This window comes from Pseudomonas sp. F2 (assembly GCF_057174385.1).
In genome coordinates, this window is sequence record NZ_CM169904.1 from 2,389,773 (window position 1) to 2,405,435 (window position 15,663).

At 60.9% G+C, this 15,663-nt stretch carries 20 protein-coding genes; all 20 read right to left on the reverse strand.

Annotated features, from left to right (window positions below; translation table 11 throughout):
- Positions 1-10 precede the first annotated feature (10 nt).
- The 20 genes from AC193Q_RS10540 to AC193Q_RS10635 all read right to left on the reverse strand — a co-directional run bounded on the left by AC193Q_RS10540 (position 11) and on the right by AC193Q_RS10635 (position 15,321).
- The gene (locus AC193Q_RS10540) at positions 11-514 is read right to left on the reverse strand and encodes a phage major tail tube protein (protein ID WP_483879509.1); all 504 of its coding nucleotides are present in this window, start codon (positions 512-514) and stop codon (positions 11-13) included.
- Positions 515-526: 12 nt separating this feature from the next.
- Positions 527-1,693 (reverse strand): phage tail sheath subtilisin-like domain-containing protein, encoded by a 1,167-nt coding sequence (locus AC193Q_RS10545; RefSeq protein WP_483879510.1) that lies wholly within the window; start codon positions 1,691-1,693, stop codon positions 527-529.
- 121 nt (positions 1,694-1,814) lie between these two features.
- On the reverse strand, positions 1,815-2,189 hold the full coding sequence (locus AC193Q_RS10550; protein ID WP_483879511.1) for a tail fiber assembly protein: 375 nt from the start codon (positions 2,187-2,189) through the stop codon (positions 1,815-1,817).
- Between the two features lie 71 nt (positions 2,190-2,260).
- The gene (locus AC193Q_RS10555; RefSeq protein ID WP_483879512.1) at positions 2,261-3,787 is read right to left on the reverse strand and encodes a phage tail protein; all 1,527 of its coding nucleotides are present in this window, start codon (positions 3,785-3,787) and stop codon (positions 2,261-2,263) included.
- Entirely contained in the window at positions 3,784-4,389 is a 606-nt protein-coding gene (locus tag AC193Q_RS10560; RefSeq protein WP_483879513.1) for a phage tail protein I, read from the reverse strand. The genes AC193Q_RS10555 and AC193Q_RS10560 overlap by 4 nt, the downstream gene beginning before the upstream one ends.
- A gap of 1 nt (position 4,390) precedes the next feature.
- A complete protein-coding gene (locus AC193Q_RS10565) occupies positions 4,391-5,275 on the reverse strand; it encodes a baseplate assembly protein (protein ID WP_483879514.1) in 885 nt (294 codons plus the stop codon).
- Positions 5,272-5,598 (reverse strand): GPW/gp25 family protein, encoded by a 327-nt coding sequence (locus AC193Q_RS10570; protein ID WP_103368789.1) that lies wholly within the window; start codon positions 5,596-5,598, stop codon positions 5,272-5,274. The genes AC193Q_RS10565 and AC193Q_RS10570 overlap by 4 nt, the downstream gene beginning before the upstream one ends.
- A 5-nt stretch (positions 5,599-5,603) precedes the next feature.
- Positions 5,604-5,834 (reverse strand): hypothetical protein, encoded by a 231-nt coding sequence (locus AC193Q_RS10575; RefSeq protein WP_103520680.1) that lies wholly within the window; start codon positions 5,832-5,834, stop codon positions 5,604-5,606.
- A gap of 53 nt (positions 5,835-5,887) precedes the next feature.
- Entirely contained in the window at positions 5,888-6,475 is a 588-nt protein-coding gene (locus tag AC193Q_RS10580; protein ID WP_483879515.1) for a phage baseplate assembly protein V, read from the reverse strand.
- A complete protein-coding gene (locus AC193Q_RS10585) occupies positions 6,472-6,993 on the reverse strand; it encodes a hypothetical protein (protein ID WP_483879516.1) in 522 nt (173 codons plus the stop codon). The genes AC193Q_RS10580 and AC193Q_RS10585 overlap by 4 nt, the downstream gene beginning before the upstream one ends.
- Position 6,994: 1 nt before the next feature.
- Entirely contained in the window at positions 6,995-7,651 is a 657-nt protein-coding gene (locus AC193Q_RS10590) for a hypothetical protein (protein WP_483879517.1), read from the reverse strand.
- Complete coding sequence (locus AC193Q_RS10595; protein ID WP_277760813.1) at positions 7,648-7,968, reverse strand: head-tail joining protein; 321 nt, start codon at positions 7,966-7,968, stop codon at positions 7,648-7,650. Before AC193Q_RS10595 ends, AC193Q_RS10590 begins: the two co-directional genes overlap by 4 nt.
- A gap of 2 nt (positions 7,969-7,970) precedes the next feature.
- A complete protein-coding gene (locus AC193Q_RS10600) occupies positions 7,971-8,966 on the reverse strand; it encodes a major capsid protein (RefSeq protein WP_483879518.1) in 996 nt (331 codons plus the stop codon).
- 62 nt (positions 8,967-9,028) lie between these two features.
- The gene (locus AC193Q_RS10605) at positions 9,029-9,373 is read right to left on the reverse strand and encodes a head decoration protein (protein WP_483879519.1); all 345 of its coding nucleotides are present in this window, start codon (positions 9,371-9,373) and stop codon (positions 9,029-9,031) included.
- Positions 9,370-10,512, reverse strand: coding sequence for a head maturation protease, ClpP-related (locus AC193Q_RS10610; RefSeq protein ID WP_483879520.1), 1,143 nt, complete (start codon positions 10,510-10,512; stop codon positions 9,370-9,372). The genes AC193Q_RS10605 and AC193Q_RS10610 overlap by 4 nt, the downstream gene beginning before the upstream one ends.
- On the reverse strand, positions 10,509-11,993 hold the full coding sequence (locus AC193Q_RS10615; protein WP_483879521.1) for a phage portal protein: 1,485 nt from the start codon (positions 11,991-11,993) through the stop codon (positions 10,509-10,511). The genes AC193Q_RS10610 and AC193Q_RS10615 overlap by 4 nt, the downstream gene beginning before the upstream one ends.
- Positions 11,993-12,199: a phage head-tail joining protein gene (locus AC193Q_RS10620; RefSeq protein ID WP_266200793.1), complete on the reverse strand. Its 207-nt coding sequence runs from the start codon at positions 12,197-12,199 to the stop codon at positions 11,993-11,995. Before AC193Q_RS10620 ends, AC193Q_RS10615 begins: the two co-directional genes overlap by 1 nt.
- A gap of 1 nt (position 12,200) precedes the next feature.
- Positions 12,201-14,225, reverse strand: a complete 2,025-nt coding sequence (locus AC193Q_RS10625) for a phage terminase large subunit family protein (protein WP_483879522.1) — start codon at positions 14,223-14,225, stop codon at positions 12,201-12,203.
- 4 nt (positions 14,226-14,229) lie between these two features.
- The gene (locus AC193Q_RS10630; RefSeq protein WP_483879523.1) at positions 14,230-14,832 is read right to left on the reverse strand and encodes a terminase small subunit; all 603 of its coding nucleotides are present in this window, start codon (positions 14,830-14,832) and stop codon (positions 14,230-14,232) included.
- Between the two features lie 144 nt (positions 14,833-14,976).
- Positions 14,977-15,321 (reverse strand): phage holin family protein, encoded by a 345-nt coding sequence (locus tag AC193Q_RS10635; RefSeq protein ID WP_038362364.1) that lies wholly within the window; start codon positions 15,319-15,321, stop codon positions 14,977-14,979.
- Positions 15,322-15,663 lie beyond the last annotated feature (342 nt).

The window sequence follows — 15,663 nt, forward strand, 5'->3', positions numbered from 1 at the left end:
GCGTATGTCCTTAAAGGCCCAGGGCCGAGCGTTCTTCTGCCAGTTGATCAACGCCGTCGACTACTAGCACCATGCCGACCATGTCAATCTCGTAGATCAACCGGCCACCGACTTCGAGCTTGTAGTAGGTCAACGCCATGTTGTGTTTGCTCTCGGCTTTTTCGCCGGCTTTCCAGTCGCCCATGTCGACTTCTTTGAGACCGCCGCGCATGGTCACGATGACCGGAGTGACCTTGCCCTTAAGACCTTTGAACGAGGCGCGAAACACCGCCGTGCAGGCGGTACGGTCGGACAAACCGAACCATTTCAATGCCTCGCGGCGCACACCGTTGGTGGTAAAACCGGCTTCAAGTTTCTCGACACCGGTCGGGATCTCGATCTCGCCGGCCATGCCGCCGCCCCGGTAGGTTTCGGTTTTCAACACGACCTTGGGCAGGGTCAGGCTCGGCATCTCGCCGGCAAAACTCACGCCGTCGATAAACCCGGCGCAGTTGGACAGAACTTCAGGAATCATCAGGTGGCCTCCTTAGGCGGCTTCAAGCACTTCGGTCATCCACTCGTTGGTGACTTCGAAGAGGAAATTCGGGTTCTCGGCTGGCGGCACGTCGGTGAAGCGGATCCGCCAGTACACCTTGCCCTGCTCGATCTGGCTGGCCGTGTTCAGCTCCTGGTCGGCGTACACCTCGAAGTTGATCACCGCGCCCTGATTCTTCAGATCGCGCATGAACGCTTCCAGGCCGTCAGTAACGTCCTTGACGTAGGTCTTGGTGATCGAACGGTCGACCGCCCATTTGTGCCCGGCCTGCACCGCGTCCATCAGAATGAACAGCGTGCGTACGCGGGTGACAAACGCCCATTTCGGATCGCTGGACAGCGTGCGGTTACCCCAGAGGCGGTATCCATCGTCGCGAATAATCGTGGTGATGTTGGCGTTGTTGAGCAGGTTGGCCCGGCAGGTTTCATCGCCGTCCAGGTACTCGACGGCGCGGGTGGTACCGGTGATGCCGGTGAGTTCCTTGTTCGAAGGCGAAGCCCAGAAACCGTAGGTGGCATCCGTCCAGGCAAACAGGCCCGCCGTCCATGCAGAGCCAGGCGCATCCACCGTCTTGCTTTCACCGGTATCCCAGTACTGCACACCAGGATCGACCATGAACAAATTGCGGCTGCCGAAGTTGTCGGCGTAGGCCATGGCAGCCTCATCCGTCGTGCATGGCCCGTCGATGATGCCGATGGCTCGCAGCTTCTGCGCCAGGCTATCCATGGCCGTGGCCACCGCTTGCGTGGCGGAATGGCCGGGCGCGATCAGCAATCGCGGCTGAGCGTTGAACAGGCTTTTGCCATCAAGCAGCGCCTGCAGGCCAGTACGCTGACCGGAAGCGAGAACACCGCCGATGATGGCCGATGTCTGCAGCGCCGGGTCGTCCATCTCCGGCACACCGATGGCGACGATGACCGCCTTGGCTTTGGCGTAGATCGCTTGGCAGGCTTTGGTGATCGCCGACTCGGCGCCGAACGCGGCAATGGCTTCACGCTCGGTAGTGATCAGTTTGAGTTCGCCGGCCTTGGCGGTACCGCCACCGAGCAGCCCGGGACTGAAGGTGTCGCACAAGCCGATGATCGACGAGGACGGCAACGAGATAGTGCGTGCGCCGGTATCGACCGAGGTGGTCGTGACGCCGTGAAAGAAACTCATAAGGCTCGTTCTCCAGAAACGAAAAAGCCCCGCGTGTCTGCGAGGCTTGAGGAGTTGGTGTTGGTGTTGGTGTTGGTGTTACGCGTAACGGAAAAGAAAACGCCCCGTCAGTGCGGGGCGTTTATTGAGGCGGCTCGGTCAGCCACAGCGGCGCGATCGGCCGATGTTCGGCTAGCGGGAATTGCGAGCCTTGCGGCCAGTCGCGCAACTGCCGGCGATAAGCCTGCAGCTCTGCGTATTGCTCAGCAGTGATCGAGGTCGCACCGCTCTCCTCGATCTCGTCGCGGTGCCGGGAGACCAGCGGATCGGACAGGGCCAACTGCGCATCCCGCCAAGCGCGCTCAGTTTCGGCCAGCACCTCCGAGTCAAGCGGCGGCGGATCAATCAGAACCGGCTGACCATTGGGCCGTGACGACATTTTTTTCGGACTGCGCGACAGCTCATCGAGCAGCGATTGCCAAACACTCGCCGCCACCTCTACCACGTCCGCTGGCATGTCAGAGCCATGGACTTCCAGCAAGTAGGCGCCGCACGTTGAGGGACTAAAAAATACAACTCTATTCATCATCAGTTTCCTATTGCCCGCCACCAGACCAACCAATTAGTCGACGATGTGCCGTTAGAGCTTTGCATGCGCACCGTACAACCGGTCAAACTCAGACTCGCCCCCATGACCGCCGGCATGAGACATAGCGAGCCGACATGAATAGGGATGATGTTGCGCAAGCCGTTGGGAAACGGGACAGGGAATGTGATGTAGACGTATCCGTTAGCATCCGTAACGCCTGTACCCCACTGCTCGATCAACCCCGACGGATGCCGCTGATAGCCACTCCCCAGAATCGAAGAAACACCCGACCCGCCTACAGCAAGCCAGCCACCACCCCCCGCGATGAATTCCGACGCAACGCCGTTACCCAACACCACATTGGGCGAACCAATAGTGTTGCCATTAGGCCCAGCAATGTTGCCGTTTACTGATTTTACGGTGCAGGTAGCCGTGGCTGACGCCTGAATGTAAAAGCGACTCCCAGCAGGCAACAGCGAGGCATCAGGCAGCGTAAGAGTAATTGTCGGGGCATTGGCATAGACGTACTTGCCGACATCGGCAGCCGTCAAAACCGTATTTGCTGAGTAGGCAGCGTAGCCGGCCAGACTGCCCATTGCGCGCTGCACAAATTCGGTCGTGGCAAGTTTCGATGAAGTATCAAACTGTGGCGGTGTATTGGCCGTCGGGTTGACCAGCGCCGGGGCGTTGATTGGCGCAAAACCTTGCGTCACGTTTTGGAATGTCAGCGCCGTGGTACCCAGGACAATCGGCCCGTCGGTAATCAACTGCCAACGGGTGTCGGCGAGCGTAGCGCCTTGCTCGACCGACACCAGCAACGCGGATGTTACCTCGGCATTCGAGTCCGCATCTGCCGCACGCGACCAGCCCGCCGCTGCCACAATCCAGATCCCGTTGTCCTTGGCGGAGGCCTGGTTCTTCACCAGCACACGATCACCGGCCACCAAGGCCACCCCGTCGAGTGTCTGAATCCCAGCCAGCGTAATATTGCCTGTGGTGGCCACCCGTACCGACTGCTTATTGTCGAGCTTGTACAGCTCTTCCAGAATTTTCTGGTCAACGTATTCGCGAGTGGCCAGCACCACCGCCGGGTCAATCTTCAGCGTGACGTTACTGGTGCTGCCGAAGACAAAATTCATGCGCACGATTTGCGTCCGGCCCGAACCTTGTGACAGCAACGGCTTGAAGCTGGGCGCACAGCTGGCAACGGCTACCAGATCGCCGTCCGCGTCGTACAGGCCAATTTCACGAATCCACTTACCGCCCTCATCGGCCGGAATGATCTGCTCAGCGACAAGTACCGCTGGATTGACCGGGTCGATCTTGAGTTGATTCAGGGGCCGGCGGCGCCATTCGTTGATCAGCTTGGTCTGCGTCTCGACGGGCACAACCGGGTCAATGTTGTTGGCGTCACCTACGCCCATATCGGTGATCTTCCAGGGAATACCGAGCGCGTCAGCGTTCGCCTGCTTGGCCTTTCCCACGTTCGTGAGAATGGCAAAAAACTGAGAGTTCGCATCAGTCATTGGTAAACATCCAGAGTGTCTATAGTGTGTTCGCGACCTATCACGCCAATAGTCCCGGTGACTTCGATGTCACGCATGACGGGCGGGTAAACCTCAATCGTGTCGCCTTCGTAGAGGCACGCCGCGATATTCATATCGCCTTGTGTTTCGAGGCTGATCGCCAGTCCTGTGAGCTGGCGACTGACTGGTTTGGCATCGTCGATCAGGCGTTCGAGTTCGAGGTACATCTCCTCGGTGATGCCGGTGTCAAGTACGCCGACCTTCAGCGCGAAGGTACCTGGCACGCCTTCCGGTACGCTTTGCCACCACTCCAGCACCTCGATCAGGTAACCCAGTGGCTCAACCACCCGGCGCAGAGCGCCGATAGTGCCCTTGTGCTTGTGGATGTAGAACGAGGCCTTGATCGCGGCGCGTTTGACCGTTTCCGGCCAAGCCGGGTCCCAACGGTCAACTGACCAAGCCCACGCCAGATGCGGCAATAGGTGCACCGGACAGGTGTCGGGGTTGTACAGTGTGCGCAACGGAATCAGCGTGGTTTCGGCAAAGGTCGCCTCTATAGCCCGTTCCAGGGGAGTGCTGTTGAGCGGTAGAAGACTGCGCATATCAGCCTCCCAACACGACGGTGAAACCGGTGCAGTACGCCGCCTGCGCCTTGGTGGGTTTCAGATCCTGCCAGTCCTTGAGTTCAACGCGGGCCACACCGGCGACGTGTAACTGCGCATCGACACCCGAGCGGGCCATCTCGACGCCCAAGCGACGGCGTGGATTGATCCAGGCCTCAAGGCGCTTGATCGCCTCGGCGAGTGCGGCGTCGTTTTCCGGGCCGGTACCTTTCATGTGCAGCACCGCATCGATCCGGTACCGCAGGATCTCGGCGCCGCGTACCCTGACCCGATCACCAACCGGGCGCACATCGTCGTCATTCACAGCCAAAGCGACCAAGGCCAGCAGCTCCGGCCCAACCACGCCGTCCCCTTCCAGGCCCAGCACCGTCACGTCCACACAGGCCGGCGCCGGGCTTTCGGCTGTTGCGTCAGCAACCAGCGCAGAGGCGTTACGGGCATGCAGGATGTAGCTGTTGCGTGGCCCCGCCGTGGTCAACCCTTCGTAGGCCATCTGCACCCGTTCGCGCAGGGCATCGTAGGACTCCAGCACCGCCTCGACCGGCGGCACCGCCAGCGGATCCGCCGCCTGAATGACTAAGCGTTTCAGATTCACGTTTGCGGCCAGCTGCTCCAGATCGGCACCGATCGCATAAGCCAGCAACTGTGCCTTGGCCGCATCGTTGACTCGCGCCCGGTTGCCGAGTTTGATGTAACTGCCGACCTCCAGCAGCTTGGTCACCGGATCGCTCTCCAGCGCCGCTGTCCAGTTGTCGCCCATGTAACTGCGAAACACGTTCAACGCTTCGCCATACACTTCTTCGAAGTCCAGAGGCTCCAGCACGTCCGGTGCGGGCAGCTCAGTCAGATCTACCAGCGTACTCATACCCACACCTCCAACGTGCCGCGCTCACCGAGATACTCGCCGCTGATTCTGAAATTGATTTTCCCGCCCAATACCGAGATGGCGACGACGCGCTCAAGCTTTAGTCGCGGTTCCCACTGGCGCAGCGCCCGGGCCGCTTCCGCTTGAGCGGCGCTTTTCCAGCCTTCGTTGATGGGCAGGTCGACCATGCGCCGCAGCTTGCTGCCGTACTCCGGACGCTCGCGGCGGCTCAGCAACGGCGTGCCAAGGATGTCCGCCACCGACTGACGTAAATGCTCGATGCCGGAGATGGGTTGCCCGGTGTGGCGATCCATTCCGATCATCGGGTTTACTCCTTGAGTTGCTCGAACTCGGCGTGGGCTTTAAGGCACTTCAGCGCTACATCGTCGGTGCCATCAACCGACACCTGGGCTTTCGCTACGGCCAGGGTGCGGCCGTCAGGCAGGATGACCGTGCGCGAGGTGTAGAGGGTGTCGCGAAAGGTCACGGTCGAGGTCATCTGCACGGCGCTGATCGGGACGGACTCAGGCGCAGGCAAATCGTCTTGATGTTTGGCCATGGTTTCTCCATGCATGAAAAAGCCCGCTCGCGGCGGGCTGAATGAGTGATGAGTTAGTGCTTGTGGTGGTTGTCACTTACACCGGCGGCCAGAATATCGGCATCGCTGGTGATGCTCTGTGTCGCGTGCAGCGGGCCGTCGATATTGACCGGCCCTTTGATGTTCACGGCGCCCTCCAGATCGATCGTTCCCGACTTCACGCTGACAGCGTTGTCGGTGACTTCGGCCTGGGTCGATCCGACCTTGATGGTGACCGTACCGCTCGGCAGGGTGATGGTGTAACTATTGGCCTGCCAGTCGTAGACCAGTGAGCCTCCATCATCGAAACGCCAGACCTCGACGTGGTCGCGGTTGTCTGGTGGTGGGCCACCATTGCCGTAAAGACCAGGAATGAACGTGCCTTGCGCGACATCGCCGCTGGTACTGATCAAAGTGCCCTGCTCATTGATGCTCGGCGCCCGCCAGTGCCGCGCCTTGCCTGCTGCAACGCTGTGCCAGCGAACCCAGCCGCTGACCCACTCCCCGTCCGAGACTCGGCACACTGGGGGGGATGCGGCGAAATCCACCGCCACCACATAGCAATCCTTGACCAGGCCGGCGAGCATGCGGTCGTGCTGGGCCGCGACGTAACCGGAACTCATTGCACGTCCTCCGGACGGAACGGGCCGTCGCCTGGGTCAATATTCAACACCAGGATGCCCGGCGGCTGATCCGGCCAAGGCCATTCGGCCTCACCGAGGTAGATCTGCTGCGTCCATTCCACGACCCAGACGGTGTATCCGTCCAGTTCGGGTTTGGTCCAGTCCTGCATGGCCTGAACGAACTCGGCCGGCTCAACCCCAACGCCCCAGCACTGCATGCGCAGCAACGCGGCGAGGTGGCCCGCCAAGAACACCGCTTGTTGATGATGATCCGACTGAATCGGATCGGTGATCACCCGAGCCTCGAACTTGCAGGCCAAGCCGGTTTCACCAGTTCCCGGATCGAGACCCGGCTCCATCTCGGCCAATTCGATCAGCACCGCAGGCAGCGGTAAGCGATCCAAATCATCCGGCCACATGCACACCGCCTGCAGGCACGGAAAGTGTTGCTGAATGCGCCGCTCGATGGCGTGATACAGCTGTTCAAGACTGAACGGCTCGTCCGATTGATCCGTCACGTCATTTCCCCTTCAAGTGCTTCTGCACTTCGAAATTGAGTTCCTGCTGCAGGACATGCACCAGGTGTTCGTCAGCCTGACGTACCCAGCTCTCGAAGTGCGGGCGGGCCTGCTCCAACGACACCTTGGCCTTGGCTAGGGGGAAGCGGTTGTCGTGCTCGGCGATCCAACCCGAACTCGCGCCGACCGCACCGCTGACATCGCTGTCGGGATAATCGCTCGCCCTGAAGTGCTTGCTGCCGGTACGAATCCAAACGTCTGCGCTGTTGCCGTAGACCTTCTTGAAGAACGCGCCCTGAAAGCGCCGGCCTGCCACCGAGACACCGGATCGACTCTGCCGAGGGCGACCAATGCGGCTGGCCTCCATAGCATTGAGGCCGAACCACAATTTGCCGCTGTTGGCACCACCACTGACCGGGTAGGCCCGCAGGCGCTGACGTACAGCAGCGACTGCAATGCGTTCCTGCCGGCCGACGGCGCGGGCAATTTGTGTGGCAAGCCAGCGCAGGGTTTTGTTGATGGCTCGGCGCTGGGCGTTGGCCGCTGCTTTTGGCAGCAAGGCGGCAAAGTCCTGAAAGGCTTTCAGATCTGCCGCCGAGGTCTGCAGCGAGATCATCCCGCCGCCGGCCGAGGGCTTGAAGTGGCTACCAACACTCATGGGCGTTTCCTCAGTATCAAGGCGACGAGTCCATCACCGCCCGGCTCCAGCTGCAGCAGGTCATAGTCGCCACCGCCGTCCAGCTCCGGCAGATCCACACTGACAAGCAGCCCTTTTCTCAGGCCATGCGAATCGCGGACGCGAATCTCGAACTTTGGTTCACGCAACGCCGTCCTGGTATTGCCCATCTTGGGTTGCAACCACGGTGCGGCGAACATGCCCAACACCGGCTCGTCGTAGCCCTCAATCCGAGCCGTGTCGCCGAGGGTTTCGAACACCGTGTCGTCGACGTCTTCCAGCAATTCGCGGAAGGACATGATCAGAGCTCCAGCAAGATCTGCGCCCGAGGCCGCGTGCACAGGTGTAGCGGATTAGACTGGGCTTCACCGGCCATGCCTTTCTTGAACGGCAATGGTTCGATCATGCTGTAGTAAGGAATACCCTGGGTGTTGACCGTTTCCATGTAGTCAGCAGGAGCAAACACCGAGATGTACAGATCCGGCACGCCTTCGGGAATCAGCAACGCCTTGTCGTCGTGCACGAACGACACACCGGCCACCTTGCCACGGTAGCGCTCCCAGATGATGCCGCCGAACTCGAAGCTCTCACGAGCATCACCACGCAGGGCTGCTGCCTGCTGGTTGTTGAGGTAGGTCTCTTTGACCGACTTATGAACGATCAGCTTGTTCCAGAAGTTCTTGCCGCAGAAGGCGCGAGATCCGGTGCTAGTCACACTGCCGAGCGCGTCTTCCTGCATGTCCAGGGCCTCACCGCACTTAACCCGCAGTTCAGTGCTCGAATCTGCCAACCCCATGGACAGTTTCTGGCGATCCACACCGAATCGGTCATAGAGGTCCAGCAGTACGGTCTTCCCATCGGCATCAAGGATCTGGCCATTCAATGCACCCATGCGCTGGAATTCGTGCGTGGCGTCCAACTGGCGCCGCGCCTTGGCCAGACGTGCATTGACCACGTCCTGCACTGCCTGCAACTCAGTACGAGTACCGAATGCACGGATGCCTTGGATCTCGTCGGCCTTGATCGTGAAGCGCTCCGGCAGGTGCACGGTGTTGAACGGGATCAGGTTGCGTTTGCTGCCTGCAACCACGAGGCCGGACGTGCCACGCTCACCAGCCGGCACCAGGGCCAGGGTATCGCCGTCCTTTTCAATCTGAACGGTCAGGGTGGTGATGCCTTCCTCGCGAAACAGGCCCAGGGCGCTGATGCGTCCCGGCAGGTAAGGTTGATCATTGAGTGCAGCGGTCAGCGAGTCGACGCTGAAAGCTTCGTCGTCAAAAATGGTGATATCGGCCATGGGTACTCTCCAGAAACGAAAAATCCCGCACGCGGCGGGATGCATATAAAAGAAGGATCGACTTAGCGGACGATCACGAAATGAGTGGCGAGTGCTTTCTCGGCGGCCAGATCCAGACCGGTCAGGTGTGCTTCGCTGACTTCGGCCAAACGCACCACGGCGCGCCCGCGACGAACGACATCCGACTCACCGAGCGGGCCGTAGAGAATGGCAACGGCGTTTTCCGTGCCGTCTTCGGCGGTTGGGTTGTACGGGGCGAACTCACTGCTCGCGGTCACCAGGCCGAGGATCTGACCCGGCTCCAGTGCGTGACCGGCAGCGACGTTGATTGCTTCTCGCGAGATGGTCCCGGCGCCCTCGGACAGCAGGAACTCACCTGCATGCATCGGTTCGCGTTTGATGGTCATGGTCTTACTCCTTTAAAGGCTTGAGATTGAGCGGCCTGACGTGCCGCCCAAATGGATGGCGGATCGGGTTGCTTGGCCTGAATTTTGGGAGCAGGGTCTTCGTTCTGCGGCAGACTGTTGTCGATCTCGAAGCCCCCGCCTTTCCCTACGACCTTATCGAAGAGCCGCGCACGCACGGCACCGGTGTCCAGTCCGGCCTGTACAAACTCCACCGCAAACTCTGGCAGCCGGGCAGCAACGCAAAGATCGCGGATCGACTTGGCCTGGGTGATCGCGGCCTGCACAGTCGCTTCGTCAACCAGCTTGGTCGCTGCAATCAGCGGTTCGATCAAGTTGCTGATACCGGCCTGAGTGCATGACTGGGTGATCAGCAGAGCCAGCGCCGCTGCATCCGCACCAGGTGCCGATGGCTCAGGCTTGTCGACCACCGGCTCGGTCGGTTTCGTGGGTTCGTTGAGCAGATCCAGCAGCGCCTGGGGCGTGCGCTGGTATTTCTGCATGACCGTGCCCTGCCCCAGACACGCCTTGATTTGCACACCGTCGCCGACTTCATCGGCCAATCCGAGGGCCACCGCTTCGCGAGCCGTCAGCCAGGTTTCTGCATTGACCAGGCGCCGCAACTCTACCTCGTCGATATCCGGCGCCTTGGCCTTGTAGGCCGTGATGATGAGCTCCAGCGCTTGATCCAAAGCGGTCGCTACCTTGCGCATATCCTCGGCATCACCCGAGGCATAAGTCCACGGGTTGTGGATCATCAGTGCGGCGTTTTCCGCGATTACCACCCGATGAGCGCCGCAGACTGCAACGCTCGCGGCACTGGCTGCCAGGGCATCGACACGACCGGTGCAGCGCTCACCCAGACGCGACAGGGCGTTATGAATGGCCAGACCGTCAAACAGGTCGCCGCCGATGCTGTTGAACGCCACTACAATCGGTGAAGTTCCGTCATCCAGCGCGGCTAGGTCACGCACGAACTGATTGGCCGTAATACCCCAGGTGCCGATCTCGCCGTAGACATACACCTCGATAGTGCGCTGTTCGGCTTCACCGCTGGCCCGGAGGCTGTACCAGTGTTTGTCTTGCACGGGCAGTTGCCCGTCCAGTTTGTTGAAGATTCGTAGAGTGAACGGCGGTTTCATGGTTTCTCCTGATCGTCGTGTTCACTATCAACCTCGACGAGCGTTCGGTAATTGAGGCCCAGGTCGCGGGCACGTTGAGCGTCGGCGGCGTTTTCCGCGTCGACCGTTTCTGAGTCGTAACCGGTGCGCAGACACATCTCGCTGCGCGAACCAAACCCGGCATTGACCTCGAGCATTCGCGCCTGCACGTCCTGCACCGGCTGGATGTAGGCCCACCCTTGCGGCACCCAGCGCGTGCGCAGAAATTCGCGACGACGCTTGGCGTAGTCCGGCAGTTCGATCACGCCGCTCAATACCGCCATATCCAGCCAAGCAGCGCGGACCGGCCGGCAAAGCTGGTGGATGTAGACGTTGAATTGCAGTTGTTCGAGGCGGCGCCGGAACTCGTTGAGTACGACGCGCAGCGCACGGTCGTTGATGCCTTTCATATCACCCGTGAGGATCTCGTAGGGCGTATCGGTACCCGCTGCCGCTGCCATCAGTTGCTGACGCATGAAGTCCGGGTAGTTGTTGCCAGCGTCCGGTGGTTTGGAGAACTCGACCTCCTCACCGGCGCCCAGCTCCTGCATGGTGCCGGGTTCCAGCGCGACCATTGGCGTGAAGCCGTCGCGGTCGGCGGTGATCAACTGGCCGGTGACCGGGTCGCGAGGTACCTGGCCCATGTCCGGCGACGGACGTTTGATGAAGCCGGCGAACAGATTGGAGACTTCCTGCCGGAACAGCACCGCGTCGTCGTAGTTGTCGAGACTGCGCAGACGTTTGAGAACCGGTGACATACGCGGCACGCCGCGCAACTGTCCCGGTTCCAGCGGTTCGAAGATGTGCAGCACCTGGCTGGCTAGCACGCGCACCAGTTGGTTGTAGCCGCTGTTGAGCGACGATGCATCACGCGGGTGCGAGCGGTACATCCAGTAGGCCACGCGCTTGCCGGCCGGGTTGAACTCGATCCCGGCGCGTATGATGTTGCCGGTCTTGGTCATCTCGAACTTGTCGTGCGGCACGAACTCCGGTGCCAGGGTCTGCAGCTGCAGCGGCACCACCAGGCCTTCGTCCAGACTGCGCGGACGCAACCGCACAAAACACTCGCCCGCCGTTTCCACGGTGCGAGCCACCAGCGCCTGCTGGCCGTAGAAGTCGCACAGACCGTCGGCATCCGACTCGTCAGCCCAGTCGTCCCATAGTTCCTGCAGCAGGTTGCGCAGTGCTTCGTCTTTGACCTTTGGGCGTGGCGTGATGCCGGTGCCGATCAGGTTGCTGACCCGTTTGTTGATGGCGTTGGCCGCATACGGGTCATTGCGCACCGCCGCCCGTGAGCGGGCACGCAGGTTGCGCAGCGCCGGGGTGTTGATGCTGTTGATGCCGTTGTCGGTGGCATCCCAGCTAGCAGATCGGCGACCCTCCCCGGCGCCTTCGTAGCTGGCCTTGATGTTCGATGGCAGCAAGAATCCGCTACGTGAGAGCGCCGGGAATTGTCGAGCCATCAGATTCCCTTGCCTCCATGACTGAGCCGCACAACCCGCGAGCGCGGGCCGGCAGCGCTGGTGAGCGAGCTGCGGATTTCTTCACGGGCGCGGAGCAGTTCGTCGACGTCGCGGTATTCCACCGTTCTGTCGCTGTAGCGCACGGTCTTTTCGCCACGCGCAATGGCGCGCTCGATGGCGTCGAGGTGTTTTTGAGTAAAGGACATATCAGCGTCTCTTCAGGTAACCGCTGGTGGAACTACGGCGTTGAGGGGGAGCTGCCGGTCGCGATTGCGCAGCCGGTGCAGCGGGTGGTGGTGCGGTCTGAGCCTGGCGCACAGCTGCAGGCGCCGGTGTTTGCTCGCCATCAAGTCGCTCGCCCTGAACAGGCTTGATGCCTAAGGCGTCGTCGAACAAGCCGGACTGGGCCAGCGCCTGACGCACCCGATCCCAGTCGTGTTCCTGGTAGCGGTTGATGCCGAGGTAATGCGCCATCGCGAGGCAATACACCATCAGGTCGAGCGCTTCGTTGCGCTCGGCCTTGCCCTTCACCCATTCGATGCGCTTGTGTCCGCGCACGTAGCGAACGACTTTGCGTTCAGCGACGCACTGGGCGAAGAACTCGTCCGGCAGGTCGTTGGCAAAGTGCAGCGAACCCGGCCCGTCCGGGAACGGGTAGCGGTTGTAGATCCAGTCTTTGGCAGTGTCGGTACCGACAAACCACAGCTCGGCGCCGTTGCGTTCGGTCTGGCCTTTCCATGTCACGTCGACCATGGACGGGCGCTGTGCAATCACCGGTCGGCCCGGCTTGCTCGCGCCCTTGATGGCGAAGATGTTGCGCCAGCGGCGAACGCGGCAGAACTGGTAGACCTCATCGGTGTGGTGACCACCGGAGTCGACGCCGACGGCGAGAATCGCCAGGCCGACACCACAAGGATGCCGGTAACGCGCCTTGAGTTTCTCGTCCAGCACCGCCCAGGTGCGTTCGTCTGCCGGATCGCCCCAGATGATCTGGTGGTCGACTACCCAGCGTTCCATGCCGACGCCGAAGCCCATCACCATCAGTTCCAGACGATTGGCCTGAACATCGACGGCGCCGGTCAGCATCAGCACACCGGCCGGCATCGTGCCGAGGGTGTAGGTCTCCAGCCGCGCCCGAGCAATCAACACTTCCGCCTTGGTCTGTTCGAGTGCGCTGTCCCAGACCTTGGCCAGCCGGGTGTTGTAGAACACCTGCATCAGGCTTGTGTCGCCTTGGGCCTGGGCTTTCTTGGCGTCTTCGAACTCCACGGCAAGGCCGGCCCAATTCATCCAGCCGGTCGGCGAGTACAGTGCATTGAGATGAAAACCAACGGTTTTGCCGTCGCCAGCGGCATGAGCGCGCCACTCGCCTCGGGCAAGCATGTCGCTCTTGTGGTGCTCCTCGATCAGGACGTCGCACTCAGGTGCTGCGCACTCGTAATGCACAGTGCTGAAGTCCTTGCTGTAGTGCAGCCGTTCCCATTCCAGCACTTGCATGTGACCGCAGGTGGGACACGGCACGTAGTAATGCCGCTGGTCGCTGGACTCGAACAGATCCGCGATTCGCGAGGCACCCTTGATCGTTGGCGAACTGGAAAAATAGATCTTGGCGTTGCGGCCGAAGTTGGTCGCTCGCGTCTCCGCCAGTCGGATGGGATCACCCTCCTGGCCGACATCGTTCTCCCAGCGATCAACCTCATCGCCGTAAATGTAACGCGCCGACAGCTCCGATAAGTTGGCCGCAGAACCGGCGGTGGTGACGTACAGCGAGCCGCCCTCGAATTCCTTGGTGTCCATCGTGTTACGTGCATCCCGCGAACGGGTAGCAGCCACTCGCTCGCGCAGGACCGGCGTCGCTTTGATGGTCTTGCTGATCCGCCCAGACACCCGCTTGGATAGGCTCAGGCTCGGCAGCAATGCCAGGATGTTCGACGGCGCCATGTGGATCAGGCCGCCCATCCAGTTCAGGGCGATCTGCGTTTTCATCAGCTGCGAGGCCACCATGGTGACCACGCGTCTGCAAGGGTGAGCCGGCGACAGGCAGCGCATTGGCTCGCGGGCATAAGGTGTCCGTGAGGTGCGATACTGGCCGGGTTCAGGGGCACCGGTGTCACGCGGGATTCGCATGTACTCATCGGCCCATTCGTCGATCCAAAGGTCTGGATCGGGGCGCAGTCCACGGAAATAAGCCTCACGGTACACCTCTGCACCGTCAGGAAATTCCGCGTGCATGGGTTCAGTCCGTTGTCATGGCGTGTTCAAGATCTGCCGAAGAGAGCCGCTCGGCTTCTTCCAGCGTTCGACGGAAGGTGGCCGTCAGGTGTTTTTCGATCAGCCAGGGATCGGTCATGGCCGCAAGGTCGTGGGACAGTTGCGGCAGTGGCCCGAACAGTTGATCGCGCAGCATTCGGCCGGCGTTGTAGGCACCGGTTTCGACCGCCTCCTTGGAGACCAGCGAGCCTTGGGCTTTGCCAAGTTCGATCTCCGCCAGCTTGGCCATGTTGTGCTCACGCAGGGCGCGGGCCTTCTGGAAGTCGGGGAGTTTGCCTTCGCCGGTAAGCACCTGCGGCGGCGCAGCCGTGGAAGTCGGCTCGGTTTGGGTCGACAGTTGGTTGTAAACGTCACGCTGAATCCGGTCTTGTTGGTGCCGATCAGCGACGGCGGCTTTGCTCGGGTCAGCGGTGTCGCGAATCAACGCTTCGCTGGCCTGAACGTCCACCAGTTTTCCGTCCGGCGACAGCACCAGGCGGTTGTTGTTTTTCAACCAAGTGATGTAGCTCGGTGCCCTGCCGATCCGCGCCGCAAAGGCGCTTTTTGACAGGTAAGTTGGTTCTGTCATAAGCCCTCCTTTCAACGGCTTTTCAATGCAGACCTTTCAATTTCAATGGATTGAATTTCAGTAAGCTGGGGGCGCCCCCGCTAACACTTTCCCGCGGGTTTCCGACCCCGTACCCTCCGAATAACCCCAGGGTCCCCGGCGGTTTCAGGCTGGCCCACCGCCATTCGGCGGGACATCGCACACGCCAAGCCGCTTGGCAGCCCAGCGTTCGTACAACCCGATGGCCACATCTGCACCTGCCATCGCAGTCAGGCAACCCAAGGCGCCAGCCGTCCAGATTGTCATGCCGGCGGCGATCATCAGCATCATCGCCGACACCCCGCACACAATGCAGGCGCCGGACCGAAGTGCCAGCCTGCGCAACAATGCCCAGCCACGCGCCCCGTCCTTGTCGGCCCGCCACATCTCTCCCGATACGCCACCGACCAGAGCCAGGACGATCACTAACCAGATTGGCATTTCTGCCAGTGCTTGTTGCTCGCTTGTCATCGCCAACCCCTAAACGCAAAAACCCGGCGCAATGGCCGGGTTTGGTGGTTGGTGCGTGCCGCTCTCTGCGGTCGCACCTATCGAAGATGACTACTTTTTACAGGTCGATTCCGGTGGCAGCAACCCCGGTTTAATGCCACCCGGTGAATAAGTGGTCAATGTGGTGTGAACGTCTAGCGAATGTAAGCGAATATCTCACCACGGCATTCTGTTGTTTCGGCGCCGTCCCATCTGTCCCACCTTTTAGAATTGAGGTGGGACGCCTGAGAGCGCCTAGATTCGGGGCTTTGCCCCACCGTCCTACTTATTTATCTATTTTCTCGTGTAAAGAGAGAAATTTAT

Excerpts from the sequence above, each read along its gene's own strand:
- AC193Q_RS10625 (WP_483879522.1), bottom strand. The coding sequence starts at position 14,225 with ATGCACGCGGAATTTCCTGACGGTGCAGAGGTGTACCGTGAGGCTTAT.
- AC193Q_RS10545 (WP_483879510.1), bottom strand. The coding sequence starts at position 1,693 with ATGAGTTTCTTTCACGGCGTCACGACCACCTCGGTCGATACCGGCGCA.
- AC193Q_RS10615 (WP_483879521.1), bottom strand. The coding sequence starts at position 11,993 with ATGGCTCGACAATTCCCGGCGCTCTCACGTAGCGGATTCTTGCTGCCA.
- AC193Q_RS10595 (WP_277760813.1), bottom strand. The coding sequence starts at position 7,968 with ATGTCCTTCCGCGAATTGCTGGAAGACGTCGACGACACGGTGTTCGAA.
- AC193Q_RS10610 (WP_483879520.1), bottom strand. The coding sequence starts at position 10,512 with ATGAAACCGCCGTTCACTCTACGAATCTTCAACAAACTGGACGGGCAA.
- AC193Q_RS10605 (WP_483879519.1), bottom strand. The coding sequence starts at position 9,373 with ATGACCATCAAACGCGAACCGATGCATGCAGGTGAGTTCCTGCTGTCC.
- AC193Q_RS10570 (WP_103368789.1), bottom strand. The coding sequence starts at position 5,598 with ATGATCGGAATGGATCGCCACACCGGGCAACCCATCTCCGGCATCGAG.
- AC193Q_RS10620 (WP_266200793.1), bottom strand. The coding sequence starts at position 12,199 with ATGTCCTTTACTCAAAAACACCTCGACGCCATCGAGCGCGCCATTGCG.
- AC193Q_RS10560 (WP_483879513.1), bottom strand. The coding sequence starts at position 4,389 with ATGCGCAGTCTTCTACCGCTCAACAGCACTCCCCTGGAACGGGCTATA.
- AC193Q_RS10540 (WP_483879509.1), bottom strand. The coding sequence starts at position 514 with ATGATTCCTGAAGTTCTGTCCAACTGCGCCGGGTTTATCGACGGCGTG.
- AC193Q_RS10635 (WP_038362364.1), bottom strand. The coding sequence starts at position 15,321 with ATGACAAGCGAGCAACAAGCACTGGCAGAAATGCCAATCTGGTTAGTG.
- AC193Q_RS10580 (WP_483879515.1), bottom strand. The coding sequence starts at position 6,475 with ATGAGTTCCGGTTACGTCGCGGCCCAGCACGACCGCATGCTCGCCGGC.
- AC193Q_RS10575 (WP_103520680.1), bottom strand. The coding sequence starts at position 5,834 with ATGGCCAAACATCAAGACGATTTGCCTGCGCCTGAGTCCGTCCCGATC.
- AC193Q_RS10565 (WP_483879514.1), bottom strand. The coding sequence starts at position 5,275 with ATGAGTACGCTGGTAGATCTGACTGAGCTGCCCGCACCGGACGTGCTG.
- AC193Q_RS10590 (WP_483879517.1), bottom strand. The coding sequence starts at position 7,651 with ATGAGTGTTGGTAGCCACTTCAAGCCCTCGGCCGGCGGCGGGATGATC.
- AC193Q_RS10600 (WP_483879518.1), bottom strand. The coding sequence starts at position 8,966 with ATGGCCGATATCACCATTTTTGACGACGAAGCTTTCAGCGTCGACTCG.
- AC193Q_RS10555 (WP_483879512.1), bottom strand. The coding sequence starts at position 3,787 with ATGACTGATGCGAACTCTCAGTTTTTTGCCATTCTCACGAACGTGGGA.
- AC193Q_RS10550 (WP_483879511.1), bottom strand. The coding sequence starts at position 2,189 with ATGCCAGCGGACGTGGTAGAGGTGGCGGCGAGTGTTTGGCAATCGCTG.
- AC193Q_RS10630 (WP_483879523.1), bottom strand. The coding sequence starts at position 14,832 with ATGACAGAACCAACTTACCTGTCAAAAAGCGCCTTTGCGGCGCGGATC.